The organism is Pseudochelatococcus sp. (assembly GCF_050946405.1).
Classification (GTDB): Bacteria; Pseudomonadota; Alphaproteobacteria; order Rhizobiales; family Beijerinckiaceae; genus Pseudochelatococcus.
In genome coordinates this window covers 108,287-121,586 of sequence record NZ_JBMNUS010000008.1, presented here as the reverse complement: position 1 = coordinate 121,586, position 13,300 = coordinate 108,287, and the positions used below count along the sequence as shown (strand labels likewise).

Below are 13,300 nucleotides of genomic sequence, written 5' to 3'. Positions count from 1 at the left end.
CTTCGCGGGCCATTTCCCCACGCGATCCGGGCTTATGACACCCGCGCCGCCGTCGGGGCATGGGAGCGACGGCGCTTCAGGGAGCGCCTCAGCCGAGCCGGCCCAGAAAATGCCCCAGCCGCATCAGTCCCTCGGGCCAGGGACCGTGACCGGAGGCCGCATTGAGGTGGCCGACCTCTCCGGCGTCGACGATCTGCGCCCCCCAGTCGAGCGCGATTTCCTGCGCACGGGCGAAGGTGCAGAACGGATCGTTGCGGCTGGCCACCAGCAGGGCCGGAAAGGGCAGGGGCGCCGTCGGGACCGGCGCGAACGCACCGACCTGCGGCGGCAGATCGGCCGCCTGCTCCGCATCGGGAACCGCGACGAGAAAACCGCCGATCACCTTGCCCGCCGCGAACCGGGGCGCCGCATGCGCGGCGGCGAGGGTGCCGAGGCTATGGGCGACGATCACGGCCGGCCGCGTCGCGGCCGCGACGGCCTGCACGAGATTCTCCACCCACGCCTCGCGGTCCGGGTTGTGCCAGTCCGCCTGTTCGACGCGCGTCGCCGACGACAGGCGTTCCTCCCAGCGGCTTTGCCAATGATCCTCATCCGAACCCGCAAGACCGGGCACGATCAGCACGTCGCATTGAGAAATGCGCATCACGACTCTCCGAAGACCCGCCGGAAAATGGTATCGACATGCTTGAAGTGATAGCCGAGATCGAAATTCTCCTCGATTTCGGCATCGGACAGAACGGCCCCGACCTCCTTGTCGTTCTTCAGCAGCGTGAGGAAATCGCCTTCCCCGCGCCACACCGGCATGGCGTTGCGCTGCACCAGCCGATAGGCGTCCTCGCGGGAGACGCCCTTCTGCGTCAGCGCGAGCAGCACCCGCTGAGAGTGCACCAGCCCGCCGAGCCTGTCCAGATTGGCCTGCATGTTCTGCGGGTAGACGACCAGCTTGTCGATGACCCCGGCAAGCCGCGCCAGCGCGAAATCGAGCGTCACCGTCGCATCCGGCCCGATCATGCGCTCGACGGAGGAATGCGAGATGTCGCGCTCATGCCACAGCGCCACGTTCTCCATCGCCGGCAGGGCATAGGCGCGCACCATGCGGGCGAGGCCGGTGAGGTTTTCCGTCAGCACGGGGTTGCGCTTGTGCGGCATGGCCGAAGAGCCCTTCTGCCCTTCGGAGAAGAACTCTTCCGCCTCGTAAACCTCGCTGCGTTGCAGATGGCGCACCTCCACGGCCAGCCGCTCCACGGACGAGGCGATGACCGCGAGCGTCGCGAAATACATGGCATGCCGGTCGCGCGGGATGACCTGCGTGGAGACGGGCTCCACCGACAGGCCGAGCTTTTCGGCGACATAAGCCTCGACGGAAGGGTCGATATTGGCGAAGGTGCCGACCGCCCCCGAAATGGCGCAGGTCGCGATTTCCGCGCGCGCCGCGACGAGCCGCTCCCGCGCGCGGGAAAACTCCGCATACGCCTGCGCCAGCTTCAGCCCGAAAGTCACGGGCTCGGCATGGATGCCGTGCGAGCGGCCGATGGTGGGCGTGAGCTTGTACTCGAAGGCGCGCCGCTTCAGCGCCGCGAGCAGCGCGTCGAGATCGGCGAGGAGGATGTCGCTTGCCCGCGCAAGCTGGACATTGAGGCAGGTGTCGAGCACGTCGGAAGACGTCATCCCCTGATGCACGAAGCGCGCCTCGGGACCGACGATCTCGGCCAGATGCGTCAGGAACGCGATGACGTCGTGCTTGACCTCGCGCTCGATGGCGTCGATGCGGGCGACGTCGAACGTGGCCTTCGATCCCTTCTCCCAGACGATTTCCGCCGCTTCCTTCGGCACCACGCCGAGTTCGGCGAGTGCGGTGGTGGCGTGCGCCTCGATCTCGAACCAGATGCGGAACTTCGTTTCCGGCGACCAGATGGCGACCATCCCGGGGCGGCTGTAACGCGGAATCATCTCGGTACCTCAGGCAAAAATTCTGTCAGACCCATTCACCAATAACGGATTCGCCGGCCTTGCGAATGGCGGAAATATTATCGGCATACGCCGCGGGCCCGCCACGGAACACGGCCGAGCCGGCCACGAGCGCGCGCGCGCCGGCGCGCACGATCGCCGGCGCGGTTTCCGCGGTCACGCCGCCGTCGACCTCGATCACGATCGGCCGCTCGCCGATGAGCGCACGCGCCTGCGCCACCTTCCCGACGGCGGCGGGGATGAAGGTCTGTCCGCCGAAACCGGGGTTGACGCTCATCACCAGAATGAGATCCACGTCATCCAGCACATGTTCGAGCGCGCTCACGGGCGTCGCCGGGTTGAGCGCGACGCCGGCCTTCTTGCCCAGATGGCGGATGGTTTGCAGGGTGCGGTGGAGATGCGGCCCGGCCTCGACATGGGCGGTGATGATGTCGGCGCCCGCGTCGGCAAACGCCGGCAGGTAGGGATCGACGGGCGCGATCATGAGATGCACGTCGAGAATCTTGCGCGTCAGCGGCCGGATGGCGCGCACCACCTCCGGCCCGAAGCTGATGTTGGGCACGAAGTGACCGTCCATCACATCGACATGCACCCAGTCGGCGCCCGCGCCGTCGATGGCCTTGACCTCCTCGCCGAAGCGGGCGAAATCGGACGCGAGAATCGAGGGAGCTATAGACAGAGACGACATGCCGCGCACCGGGTTGACAGGTTCCATGAACATGTCAGGCGCGTAGCATGTCAGGGGCGGGAGCGCAACGCGGCAATGCCTGCCGCGCATTTTCCGTCACCGCGCGGGAGAGGCCGTGCCGCCCGCAGCCCTTCTTCCGGCGGCGGGCAGCATCCGGCCCGCCACGTCGTCGCGCCAGATGAACTGATGCACCAGCACCATGCCGACATGGCCGGCGATGAGAAGCAGCAGCACCCATGCCAGCAGGCCGTGCGCCGCATTCGCCGGCGCCATCAGCCACGCGGTCTGTTCTCCGGTGGCCGGAAACAGCGGGATGCCGAAGGGCTGGAAACCCCGGCCCGAACCGTAGGCGCGCAGAAGCGCCAGCAGCGGCACGACCAGCATCAGGACGTAAAGCGCGAGATGCCCCGCTTTCGCCAGCAGCCCGAGCACGCCGGGCTCGTAGAAGGGGCGACGGCTGCGATTCGTCAGCCCCCAGAGCAACCGCACGACGATCAGCGTGAAAAGCAGCGCACCGATGGCGCCGTGCGAGCCGACGAAGAAGGAAACCGGCGGAACGCGCCCGAATATGCCGCGCAGCACCATCCCCGTGAACTGCCAGAGCAACAGCCCCGCCATGCCCCAATGCAGCACACGGCTGACGATGCCGTATTTTTCCCGCGTATCAAGCCATTGCATCGTCTCATGCCTCAACTGATGCGAAATCCGTCCGGCCAGACTGACCGAAACTGCGCCGTGCGACAAATGACAATGACGTGTGGGGCGCGTCAACCGGCGTTTTGCCGCTCCCAGAATACCGCGCCGGAGAAGCGGAAGACCGTCTCGCCGCCCGCGTTGACGGCCAGATTGTCCGTTTCCACGATGCCCCAGCCCGGCCGCGACGATGACACGCGCCGGGCCGTGATCGTGCTGCTGTAGGTCAGCCGATCGCCGGCATAGACGGGCCGCAGCCAGCGCAGTCCGGTGAAGCCGGGCGACGGGCCGAGCCGGGCCGCCGGCGCGTCGGCCGAGCGCGTTTCAGCCTCCCGATAAGCCACGTTGAGCTTCATCCACACCGCCGCCGTATGCCACCCGGAGGCGCAAAGCGCACCGAAATGCGTGCCGCGCGCGGCCTCGGGATCGGTATGGAAAGGCTGCGGATCGAATGCATGGGCGAAACGAACGATCTCCTCGGCGGTAAAATGATGGCTGCCGAGCGCCACCGTGCTGCCGACGGCAAGATCGTCGAGCCAGAGGCGCGGCGCACCGGCGAGCGGCGCTTCCGGCTGCGCCGGCACGCCGGCGGGCGGGCGCTCCTGCGGCCGCGCCGCTGCGGGCAGCGCGTCGCGGCGGCCGAACATCACCCACGCACGCTGCCGGTAGACGGTTTCCTCGTGCTGGTTCAGCACGTCGAAAGCGAAATCCACCAGCCCCATGTCCGGGCGGCTGCGGGATGCGCGCGTCTCGACGATGGTCTGACGCACGCGCAACGTGTCGCCCGGCCGCACAGGCTTCACCCAGCGCCCCTCGTCGACGCCGGGCGAGCCCATGCTGGTGGAATCCACGAGCACGTGATCGTAGAACATCCGCATGACAACGGCGCAGGTATGCCAGCCGGAGCCGATCAGCGTGCCCGCGAAACTCATGCGCGCGGCCTGTGCGTCGACATGCATGGGCTGGGGATCGTATTCGCTCGCAAAGGCGATGATATCGTCCGCGCTCAGGGTGCGCGAGCCGTAGGTCACGACATCGCCGGCAACGAAATCCTCGAAGAAACAGGTGGCCACGCCTTCATCTCCTGTGCGCTTCCGATGGCCGGCGATCGTCCCGCCCGCCTCCCCGTCGTGCCGGTTCCGCCCCGCCGGCGTGGCCGGCGCGGCGTCCTAACACTTGTTTGTTTCTTGCTACACCAGTGTCACGGCCGCCACAAGAGCCCCGGCGACGAGGGAGGCGAGGGAGACGGCCGCGATGAGCAGGCCGTAGCGCCGCGAGCCGAGGGCGAGGCTGTAGGCCATCTTGGCGAGAATGTTGGTGGCGATGGCGGCCAGAATCGACAGTTCCCGCGTGCCGGCCGACAGCGCCGCGTCCGACAGGCGGGTGATCGAGAGAATGACCGAGTCGATATCGACCAGCCCCATGATCACGGAAACGGCGACGGTTCCCTGATCGCCGAAAGTCGCCGCCGCGACGCGCGCGGCGACGGTGGCGAAGGCGATGATCGCGGCAAGCTTCACCACGGAGCCGATCTCGAACGGATTCTCCGCGCCCGGCCGGGAGCGATCGGCGGATGCGGCCGCGTCCGGCGCCGCAACCGTCATCATGGAGCAGACGACGGCCGCGGCGGTGATCACGACGGTGATGCCGGCGAGCGCCGGGAGCAGCGTCGACAGCATGGCGGGCGCGAACAGCATCACCAGAACGATGCCGCGCGTCACCGACACCGCGCTCGCGGCGAGCGCGCCGGCGGCGATGGTGTGAACCGGCAACGGTCCGGCCGCCGAATCCCGCGCCGCCGTCAGCGCCACCGCCGTCGAGGAGACGAGCCCGCCGGCGATGCCGGCGATCAGCGGGCCGCGCGAAGCGCCGAAAATCCGCTCCGCCACATAGCCGACGAACGACACGCCCGCCAGCGCGATGGCGAACACCCATATCTCGGCAGGGTTCACGGCGTCGAAGGGGTCGACGGTGCGGTCGGGCAACAGCGGCAGCACGATGAAGGCCATCGCGAGCAGGAAGACGGCGGAACGCAGCTCCGGCCACGTCAGGCGGGCGACGAAGGCATGCAGCGTCTCGCGGCCGGCCAGCAGCAGGGTGAGCGCGATGGCCGCAGCCCCCGCCGTGGCGGGATCGCCGAGAACGGCGAGGCAGCCGAGCAGCAGTGTGGCCTGCCCGGCGATCACCGTGGTGACGCTGAAATCGTGCTCCTCCTGCGCCTCCCGCCATTTGAACAGGCCGAACACGGCGGAAAAGGCCAGGAACACCGCGCCCGCGAGCATGGCGGGAGCCGATGGAAATGCGGCGGCGCCCGCCTGCGCCACCGCGCCGGTGAGCCCGCCGAGCAGGCCCGTGATGCCGAAGGTGCGGATGCCGGCCGTGCGCGCCCCCGGCGCATCGGCGCGGTCCCGCCAATGCCGTTCCGTGCCGACGAGCAAACCGATCGCCAGCGACAGCCCGAGCTGAAAAACGAGCGACGACGTATCCATCCGCCGTCCGCTCAGCCTCGCTCGTCGCTGGTGACGACGAGTTCCACCCTGTCGGCGGCGAAAGCGGTCTGCCCGAGCTGGATCGGCACACCGTCCACATCGGCGTCGATGCCGGTCGCCGTGATCACCAGCCGGCCCGGCGCAAGGTCGAGATGGACGGCTTCGTCGCGGGTCGCCGTGCGGGCGGAAATGCGCGTCTCCACCCGGAAAAAATCGGCGACGCCGCAATCCGCCATCGCCGGCGTGACCGCGAGGTGCCGGCGGTAGGCCTCCTCGAACCCCTCGAAACGCGGCAGCGGCAGGTAAAGCATGCTGCACGACACCGGCGTGCCGTCGGCGAAGCGCCGCGCTCTCACCGCAAGCACGGGAGCGCCTTCCGCCACGCCGAGCGCGCGCGCCACCATCGGCGCGGCCGGCTGCCGCTCCGCGCCGAGAAACTCGCCCCCCGGCTCATGACGCTCGCGCAGGACGTTCTCGGAAAAGCGCGTGCGCGGGCCGATGGGATAGGCGAGCGGCCTGTTCTCGACGAAAGTGCCGCGCCCCTGCGTGGCGCGCAGGAGCCCGCGGTCGGCCAGCGTCGCCAGGGCGCGGCGCACGGTGTGACGATTGACCCCGAAACGCGCCGCCAATTGCGCCTCGGTGGGCAGTTGCGTGCCGGGCGCCAGGCGCTGGGTCGCGATATCCGCCTCGATCTCATCGGCGATGCGCCGCCATGCTGCCACGCCTTCGCCGCGCACAAGCGCCGGCGAGGGCTCGTGCACACCTTCCCGGACGGCCGAAGCTCCCTGTCGTGTCGTCATCTTCCGGTCGTCCATTTCCCTTAGTTGTCGATGATCGTCCCGCTGGCCATGCGGCCTTCGACGGCCTGTCATCAAACCGTCACTGGACACTTTCAATCCTGTTGTCTATACATGTAAACAAATTTGTTGTCGGGTAAGGTCGGTCCCGCAAGTCCGGCCTTCGATTGCGGCGACGTTATCGTTCCCGATCCCGATGTCACCTGCAACCGCAAAAGACGAAAATATGGTCGATACAGCCAGCATTGGCGCGGAATTTGCCCAGCAACCGGCCCGCCGGCGCGTGATGGCCCTGTGCGCTGCGGCGACGTCGGACGACTTGCGCGAGGCGCTCGGTTCGCTTGCCCCGGCGTCCGGGCCGGCGGATCTGCGCCCGCCGGAGACGGGCCTCGTGATGGTGCAGGGGCGCATGGGCGGCGACGGTGCGCCGTTCAACATCGGCGAGGCGACCGTTTCGCGCGCCGCCGTGCGCGTAGGCGACCATAGCGGCTTCGCCTACCATCTCGGCCGCGACCGGGAGCGGGCGCGGCTCGCGGCGACCCTCGACGCGCTCTGGCAGGACGAAGCGCACCGCGCGGCGGTGGAGGCGGCGCTTGCGCCGGTCGAGGCGCGTCTGGCGGAGGAAGCGGGCGTGCGGGCGGCGCGGACGGCGGCGACCCGCGTCAATTTCTTCACCATGGTGCGGGGAGAGGATTGATGACCGATGCGCTCCATTCTCTTCCGGCAGCGGGTTTTTCCGATGCGGCAGGCCAGTCGCAGGCGCTTTTCCGCGTGCTGATGGATGCGCTGGCCCGCCCCGGCACCATCGGGCGGATGCCCTTCGATATCGCGCCGCCCGCGCCGTTGACGCCGGAAGTGGCGGCCGTCGCCCTGACGCTGGCCGACCGGGAAGCGCCTCTGTGGCTCGACGCGGCGCTGTCGGAGGCAGAGGCCGTATCCTCCTACCTGCGCTTTCACACCGGCGCGCCGGTCGTCGGCGATCCGGCCGATGCCGCCTTCGCGCTGATCAGTGATCCTGGCCGCATGCCGGCGCTGGAGACGTTCGCGCAGGGGCTTGAGGATTATCCCGACCGTTCGACCACGCTCGTCATCGCGGCCGAGACGATCACCGCCGCGCCGGCGGACGACGCCGGCGCCCTCGTTCTCGAAGGTCCGGGCATCGCGGGGCGGGCGGCGCTTGCCGTCGCGCCGCTGCCGGCGGATTTCCGGGCGCAGTTGCGGCGCAACCGGGCGCGCTTTCCGCGCGGCGTCGATTGCCTGTTCGCCGGCGGCGGGCGGATCGCCGCCATCCCGCGCTCGTCCACTTTGATCGAGGGGATGTGACGATGTATGTCGCGGTCAAGGGCGGCGAGGCCGCCATCGACAACGCCCACCGGCTTCTCGCCCATGCCCGGCGCGGCGACCCGGCGACGGCCGAAATCACGCCGGCGCAGATCGCCGGCCAACTCACGCTGGCGACCGAGCGCGTCATGGCGGAGGGCTCGCTTTACGATCCCGCGCTCGCCGCCCTGGCCATCAAGCAGGCACGCGGCGATCTCGTGGAGGCGATCTTTCTCGTGCGCGCCTTTCGCACCACGTTGCCGCGCTTCGGGCAATCGGCGCCCGTCGACACGGCGGCGATGGCCATCGAGCGGCGCATTTCGGCCACCTACAAGGACCTGCCGGGCGGGCAGGTGCTGGGGCCGACGTTCGACTACACGCACCGGCTGATCGATTTTCTGCTGGAGGCGGGCGGCACAGTGCCCGAACCGGCGCAGGCCGGCATTGACACTGACACGAACATCGGCGACGGGCCGGCCGCCGCGCCGCGCGTCACCGACCTGCTGGACCATGAAAGCCTGATCGAACGCGAGCCGGGCGGCGAGGGAGGCCCCGCGCCCGACATCACGCGCGAGCCGATGGCTTTTCCCGCCGGACGCGACCAGCGCTTGCAGGCGCTGGCGCGCGGCGACGAAGGTTTTCTGCTCGCGCTCGGCTATTCCACCCAGCGCGGCTACGGGCGCACGCATCCCTTCGTGGGCGAAATCCGCTTCGGCGAGGTGGCGGTGGAATTCGTGCCGGAGGAGCTTGGTTTCGCGGTGCCGCTCGGCACCATTCGCCTCACCGAATGCCAGATGGTCAACCAGTTCCGCGGCTCGGCCGACAAGCCGCCGCAGTTCACGCGCGGCTACGGCCTCGTGTTCGGCCAGAGCGAGCGCAAGGCGATGGCGATGGCGCTCGTGGACCGCGCCTTGCGCGCCCGCGAGTTCGGCGAGGAAACCGGCGCGCCGGCGCAGGATGAGGAATTCGTGCTCTCCCATTGCGACAACGTGCAGGCGACGGGCTTCGTGGAGCATCTGAAACTGCCGCATTACGTCGATTTCCAGGCCGAGCTGGAGCTGGTCCGCCGCATGCGCGGCGAGCGGACGGGCGAAACGGAAGGAGCGCGGGAATGAGCGAAAGCGGAAACGCGCCGGAAGCGGGCCGGACGCACGGCTACAACTTCGCCTATCTCGACGAGCAGACGAAGCGCATGATCCGGCGCGCGATCCTCAAGGCGATCGCCATCCCCGGCTATCAGGTGCCCTTCGCCTCGCGGGAAATGCCGATGCCCTACGGCTGGGGCACCGGCGGCGTGCAGGTGACGGCGGCGATCATCGGCCGCGACGACACGCTGAAGGTCATCGATCAGGGCTCGGACGACACGACGAACGCCGTATCGATCCGCAAGTTCTTCGCCAGGACGGCGGGCGTCGCCACCACGACGCATACGGCGAAGGCAACCATCGTCCAGACGCGCCATCGCATTCCCGAAAAGCCGCTGAAGGCGGGGCAGATCATCGTCTATCAGGTGCCGATCCCGGAGCCGCTGCGCTTTCTGGAGCCGCGCGAGACCGAAACCCGCCGGCTGCACGCGCTGAGGGATTACGGGCTGATGCAGGTCAAGCTTTACGAGGACATCGCCCGCCACGGCCACATCGCGACGACCTACGCCTATCCGGTGGAGGTGGCGGGACGCTATGTGATGGACCCGTCGCCGATTCCGAAATTCGACAATCCCAAGATGCACATGAGCGAGGCGCTGCAACTCTTCGGCGCCGGCCGCGAGAAGCGCATCTATGCCGTGCCGCCGCACACGAGCGTCCGCAGTCTCGACTTCGAGGACCATCCGTTCAGCGTGCAGCGGTTTGCCGCCCCTTGCGCCCTGTGCGGCGCGGAAGACGTCTATCTGGACGAGGTGGTGCTCGACGACCGGGGCGGGCGCATGTTCGTCTGCTCGGACACGGATTTTTGCGAGGAGCGGCGCGCGCAGGGTTTCGTCGGCACGATGTCGCCCGGCTGGCAGGAAGGCGGCGGGAGGAATGCGGATGAGCGTTGACGAGGACCGGCCGCTGCTGTCGGCGCGCGGCCTGACGAAATACTACGGCGAGCGCCTCGGCTGCGCGGATGTTTCCTTCGATCTCTTCGAGGGCGAGGTGCTGGCCATCGTGGGCGAATCGGGCTCCGGCAAGTCGACGCTGCTGTCGCTGCTCGCCAGCGAGCTCGCGCCGACATCGGGCGCGGTGCTCTACCGCATGCGCGACGGCGAGACGCGCGATCTCGCCGGCCTGACGGAAACGGAACGCCGCCTGCTGCTGCGCACGGACTGGGGCTTCGTGCGCCAGGACGCGCGGGAAGGGCTGCGCATGGGCGTCTCGGCGGGCGGCAATGTCGGCGAACGGCTGATGGCCGTCGGCGCCCGCCACTACGGGCGCATCCGGGCCACGGCCGGCGACTGGCTGGAGCGCGTGGAAATCGATGTCGGCCGCATCGACGACACGCCGAAAAGCTTTTCCGGCGGCATGCGCCAGCGCCTGCAAATCGCACGCAATCTGGTGACGGGGCCGCGCCTCGTCTTCATGGACGAGCCCACTTCCGGCCTCGACGTCTCGGTGCAGGCGAGGCTGCTCGATCTCGTGCGCGGGCTCGTGCGCGAAATGGGGCTCGCGGTCGTCATCGTCACGCACGATCTGGCCGTCGCACGATTGTTGTCTCACCGCATTATGGTGATGAAAGCTGGCCATGTCATCGAGGCCGGCCTTGCGGATCAGGTGCTGGACGATCCGCGTGAAGCCTATACCCAACTTCTCGTTTCTTCGGTGCTGGCGGCATGAGTACGCAACCTGTGGTGATTCTCGACAACGTCTCCAAGAGTTTCACGCTCCATCTTCAAGGCGGGACGCGGATCGGCGTGGTCACGGACGTGAGCTTCACCGTCGATCCGGGGGAATGCGTGGTGCTGGGCGGCCCGTCGGGCGCGGGCAAATCGTCCATCCTGAAGATGATCTACGGCACCTATCGCTGCGATCGCGGCTCCATTCTCGTCGATGACGGCGGGAGCTACGTCGATGTCGCCACGGCGTCGCCGCGCCGGGTGCTTGCCCTGCGCCGCAGGTCCATGGGCTATGTCAGCCAGTTCCTGCGCGTCATTCCGCGCGTGCCGACGCTGGAGATCGTGGCCGAGGCGGCGCGCGAGGGCGGGCTCGCGCCCGAGCAGGCGCGGGCGCACGCGCGCAGCCTGCTGGCCATGCTGAACGTGCGGGAAAACCTGTGGACCCTGCCGCCGGCGACGTTCTCGGGCGGCGAGCAGCAGCGCGTGAACGTCGCGCGCGGGCTGGCCGCGGAGCAGCCGCTGCTGCTGCTCGACGAGCCCACCGCCTCGCTGGACGCCGACAACCGGCGGGTGGTGGTCGATATGATCAACGAGCGCAAGCGCCGCGGTATGGCCATGATCGGCATATTCCATGACGACGACGTGCGGGCGCGCGTGGCCGATCGCATCATCGACATCCGCGATTTCGCCGAATCACGCGCAGCCTGAAACCAGCCGACACGAATGCCGGGAAGCAGAGACTTCATGACGACGACCGACAATTTCATCCTGGAAAACGCAACCCTGATCCTGCCCGACCGCGTGGCGCCGCAGGGCTGGATCGCCGTTTCCGGGGGCAGGATCGCCGAAATCGGAGAGGGCGGGGCGCCGGAGCGGGGCATCGACGTCGAGGGCGACTACGTGCTGCCCGGCCTGATCGAACTGCACACCGACCACATCGAAAGCCATTTCATTCCACGGCCGCATGTGCGCTGGCACGCGACGAGCGCCGTCATGGCCTACGATGCGCAGATCGCCGCCGCCGGCATCACCACGGTCTACGATTCGCTGCGTGTCGGTTCGGATTTCGACCTCGCGGCATTGAACAACGACGATCTCTGGCAATTGTCGGAAGCGCTCGCGAACGCGAAGGCGTCGGGCTACCTGCGCGCCGAGCACCGCACGCACCTGCGCTGCGAGATTTCCTCCTCGGACGTGCTGGAGCAGGCGGAAGGCTTCGCCGCGCGCTATCCGGTGCATCTCATGTCGCTGATGGACCATACGCCGGGCCAGCGCCAGTTCCGCGATATCGCCATCTGGAAAACCTATTACATGGGCAAGTCGGACGCTTCCGACGAGGAAGCCAACAAGCTCATCTCCTGGCGTCTCGATCTCCATGAGCGCTATGCGGCGCCGCACCGCGCCGCGCTGGTCGACTTCGCGCGCAAACACGGCGCGGTGCTCGCGAGCCACGACGACGGCACGGCGGAGCATGTGGCGCAGGCCGTCGCGGACGGCGTGGCCGTCGCCGAGTTCCCCACCACGCTGGAAGCCGCGCAGGCGTCCCACGCGGCGGGCATCCAGGTGATGATGGGCGGCCCCAACGTGGTGCGCGGCGGCTCGCACTCCGGCAACATCGCGGCGGAGGCGCTGGCGCGCGAGGGCATTCTCGATCTTCTGTCGTCAGACTACGTGCCGGCAAGCCTGCTGATGGCCGCTTTCGACCTGCCCCGGCGCGTGCCGGACATCGGCCTGCCGCAGGCGGTGGCGACTGTGACGGCCAATCCCGCCCGCGCCGCCGGGCTGGACGACCGGGGCGCGCTGGCGGCGGGGCTGCGCGCGGACATGGTGCGGGTGCGCCTTTCCGGCGACGTGCCGGTGGTGCGGGAAGTCTGGCGTGAGGGGCGCAGAGTGGCATGACGCATCCTCCCGGCGCATTCGTCTGTATCGTCGGGCCAAGCGGCGCCGGCAAGGACAGCCTGCTCGCGAAAGCGCGCGAGGGGCTTGTCGGCGACGACAGCATCGTGTTTCCGCGCCGGCTGGTGACACGGCCGCGAAACGACTCGGAAGATCACGAGACGATTTCGCAGGAGGCCTTCGACGAAGGCGTGCGCAACGGGGATTTCTCGCTGCACTGGCAGGCCAACGGCCTGAGCTATGCGCTGCCGAAAGAAGTCAGCGAGGCGATCGCCGGAGGCAAGGTTGCCGTCTGCAACGTCTCGCGCGCCATCGTTTCCACCGTTTTCGAGCGTTTTCCGCATGTCTATGTGGTGCTGATCACCGCGCCGCCCACCGTCATCACCGAGCGGCTGCGCAAACGCGGTCGCGAATCGAGCGCCAGCATCGCCGCCCGTCTGGAGCGAAACCGCAACCTGAGCGCCGTGCTCACGCCGGATCTCACCATCATGAACACGGGGCCGGTGGAAATCGGCGGCGAGCGGCTCGTCAGTTTCCTGCGGCGGGTCGTCGAGAAAACCGGAAACGCGAACGCGCCCGCCTGAGCCTCAATCCGCCGGTTCGGGGCCTTGTCGGCTGATCCGGACCGGAGCGGTTT

15 protein-coding genes are annotated in these 13,300 nt (G+C 68.4%); 8 read left to right on the top strand and 7 right to left on the bottom strand.

Annotated elements, in window-relative coordinates; translation table 11 throughout:
• Positions 1 to 88: 88 nt before the first annotated feature.
• From ACOYJQ_RS13175 to phnF, 7 genes are all read right to left on the bottom strand, one after another.
• Positions 89 to 643 carry an RBBP9/YdeN family alpha/beta hydrolase gene (locus ACOYJQ_RS13175; protein WP_433459015.1) on the bottom strand — a complete coding sequence of 185 codons (555 nt, stop codon included), beginning with the start codon at positions 641 to 643 and terminating at the stop codon, positions 89 to 91.
• Positions 643 to 1,950, bottom strand: coding sequence for an adenylosuccinate lyase (purB, locus tag ACOYJQ_RS13170; RefSeq protein WP_433459013.1), 1,308 nt, complete (start codon positions 1,948 to 1,950; stop codon positions 643 to 645). The genes ACOYJQ_RS13175 and purB overlap by 1 nt, the downstream gene beginning before the upstream one ends.
• Positions 1,951 to 1,975: 25 nt before the next feature.
• On the bottom strand, positions 1,976 to 2,683 hold the full coding sequence (gene rpe / locus ACOYJQ_RS13165) for a ribulose-phosphate 3-epimerase (RefSeq protein ID WP_433459011.1): 708 nt from the start codon (positions 2,681 to 2,683) through the stop codon (positions 1,976 to 1,978).
• 69 nt (positions 2,684 to 2,752) lie between these two features.
• Positions 2,753 to 3,334 (bottom strand): cytochrome b, encoded by a 582-nt coding sequence (locus tag ACOYJQ_RS13160; RefSeq protein WP_433459010.1) that lies wholly within the window; start codon positions 3,332 to 3,334, stop codon positions 2,753 to 2,755.
• Positions 3,335 to 3,423: 89 nt separating this feature from the next.
• Entirely contained in the window at positions 3,424 to 4,422 is a 999-nt protein-coding gene (locus ACOYJQ_RS13155; protein ID WP_433459008.1) for a MaoC family dehydratase, read from the bottom strand.
• Between the two features lie 117 nt (positions 4,423 to 4,539).
• Complete coding sequence (locus ACOYJQ_RS13150; protein ID WP_433459007.1) at positions 4,540 to 5,838, bottom strand: MgtC/SapB family protein; 1,299 nt, start codon at positions 5,836 to 5,838, stop codon at positions 4,540 to 4,542.
• 11 nt (positions 5,839 to 5,849) lie between these two features.
• Positions 5,850 to 6,638, bottom strand: coding sequence for a phosphonate metabolism transcriptional regulator PhnF (gene phnF / locus ACOYJQ_RS13145; protein ID WP_433459006.1), 789 nt, complete (start codon positions 6,636 to 6,638; stop codon positions 5,850 to 5,852).
• Between the two features lie 223 nt (positions 6,639 to 6,861).
• Between phnF and phnG the strand changes: the two genes are divergently transcribed.
• From phnG to phnN, 8 genes are read left to right on the top strand one after another with little or no spacing between them, the layout of a single operon-like run.
• Positions 6,862 to 7,332: a phosphonate C-P lyase system protein PhnG gene (gene phnG / locus ACOYJQ_RS13140; RefSeq protein ID WP_433459005.1), complete on the top strand. Its 471-nt coding sequence runs from the start codon at positions 6,862 to 6,864 to the stop codon at positions 7,330 to 7,332.
• Positions 7,332 to 7,958, top strand: a complete 627-nt coding sequence (phnH, locus tag ACOYJQ_RS13135; protein ID WP_433459004.1) for a phosphonate C-P lyase system protein PhnH — start codon at positions 7,332 to 7,334, stop codon at positions 7,956 to 7,958. The genes phnG and phnH overlap by 1 nt, the downstream gene beginning before the upstream one ends.
• Positions 7,959 to 7,960: 2 nt before the next feature.
• A complete protein-coding gene (locus tag ACOYJQ_RS13130) occupies positions 7,961 to 9,070 on the top strand; it encodes a carbon-phosphorus lyase complex subunit PhnI (RefSeq protein ID WP_433459003.1) in 1,110 nt (369 codons plus the stop codon).
• The gene (locus ACOYJQ_RS13125) at positions 9,067 to 9,993 is read left to right on the top strand and encodes an alpha-D-ribose 1-methylphosphonate 5-phosphate C-P-lyase PhnJ (RefSeq protein ID WP_433459002.1); all 927 of its coding nucleotides are present in this window, start codon (positions 9,067 to 9,069) and stop codon (positions 9,991 to 9,993) included. Before ACOYJQ_RS13130 ends, ACOYJQ_RS13125 begins: the two co-directional genes overlap by 4 nt.
• Positions 9,983 to 10,768, top strand: a complete 786-nt coding sequence (phnK, locus tag ACOYJQ_RS13120; protein WP_433459000.1) for a phosphonate C-P lyase system protein PhnK — start codon at positions 9,983 to 9,985, stop codon at positions 10,766 to 10,768. Before ACOYJQ_RS13125 ends, phnK begins: the two co-directional genes overlap by 11 nt.
• The gene (gene phnL / locus ACOYJQ_RS13115) at positions 10,765 to 11,475 is read left to right on the top strand and encodes a phosphonate C-P lyase system protein PhnL (RefSeq protein ID WP_433458999.1); all 711 of its coding nucleotides are present in this window, start codon (positions 10,765 to 10,767) and stop codon (positions 11,473 to 11,475) included. Before phnK ends, phnL begins: the two co-directional genes overlap by 4 nt.
• A 36-nt stretch (positions 11,476 to 11,511) precedes the next feature.
• A complete protein-coding gene (locus ACOYJQ_RS13110; protein ID WP_433458998.1) occupies positions 11,512 to 12,666 on the top strand; it encodes an alpha-D-ribose 1-methylphosphonate 5-triphosphate diphosphatase in 1,155 nt (384 codons plus the stop codon).
• Positions 12,663 to 13,247, top strand: coding sequence for a phosphonate metabolism protein/1,5-bisphosphokinase (PRPP-forming) PhnN (phnN, locus tag ACOYJQ_RS13105; RefSeq protein ID WP_433458996.1), 585 nt, complete (start codon positions 12,663 to 12,665; stop codon positions 13,245 to 13,247). Before ACOYJQ_RS13110 ends, phnN begins: the two co-directional genes overlap by 4 nt.
• The last annotated feature ends 53 nt before the right edge of the window (positions 13,248 to 13,300 follow it).

Coding starts and splice junctions, on each gene's coding strand:
- phnK (WP_433459000.1), top strand. CDS start 9,983: ATGAGCGTTGACGAGGACCGGCCGCTGCTGTCGGCGCGCGGCCTGACG.
- phnF (WP_433459006.1), bottom strand. CDS start 6,638: ATGACGACACGACAGGGAGCTTCGGCCGTCCGGGAAGGTGTGCACGAG.
- phnL (WP_433458999.1), top strand. CDS start 10,765: ATGAGTACGCAACCTGTGGTGATTCTCGACAACGTCTCCAAGAGTTTC.
- rpe (WP_433459011.1), bottom strand. CDS start 2,683: ATGGAACCTGTCAACCCGGTGCGCGGCATGTCGTCTCTGTCTATAGCT.
- ACOYJQ_RS13175 (WP_433459015.1), bottom strand. CDS start 643: ATGCGCATTTCTCAATGCGACGTGCTGATCGTGCCCGGTCTTGCGGGT.
- ACOYJQ_RS13160 (WP_433459010.1), bottom strand. CDS start 3,334: ATGCAATGGCTTGATACGCGGGAAAAATACGGCATCGTCAGCCGTGTG.
- purB (WP_433459013.1), bottom strand. CDS start 1,950: ATGATTCCGCGTTACAGCCGCCCCGGGATGGTCGCCATCTGGTCGCCG.
- ACOYJQ_RS13150 (WP_433459007.1), bottom strand. CDS start 5,838: ATGGATACGTCGTCGCTCGTTTTTCAGCTCGGGCTGTCGCTGGCGATC.
- ACOYJQ_RS13125 (WP_433459002.1), top strand. CDS start 9,067: ATGAGCGAAAGCGGAAACGCGCCGGAAGCGGGCCGGACGCACGGCTAC.
- ACOYJQ_RS13130 (WP_433459003.1), top strand. CDS start 7,961: ATGTATGTCGCGGTCAAGGGCGGCGAGGCCGCCATCGACAACGCCCAC.
- phnH (WP_433459004.1), top strand. CDS start 7,332: ATGACCGATGCGCTCCATTCTCTTCCGGCAGCGGGTTTTTCCGATGCG.
- phnN (WP_433458996.1), top strand. CDS start 12,663: ATGACGCATCCTCCCGGCGCATTCGTCTGTATCGTCGGGCCAAGCGGC.
- phnG (WP_433459005.1), top strand. CDS start 6,862: ATGGTCGATACAGCCAGCATTGGCGCGGAATTTGCCCAGCAACCGGCC.
- ACOYJQ_RS13110 (WP_433458998.1), top strand. CDS start 11,512: ATGACGACGACCGACAATTTCATCCTGGAAAACGCAACCCTGATCCTG.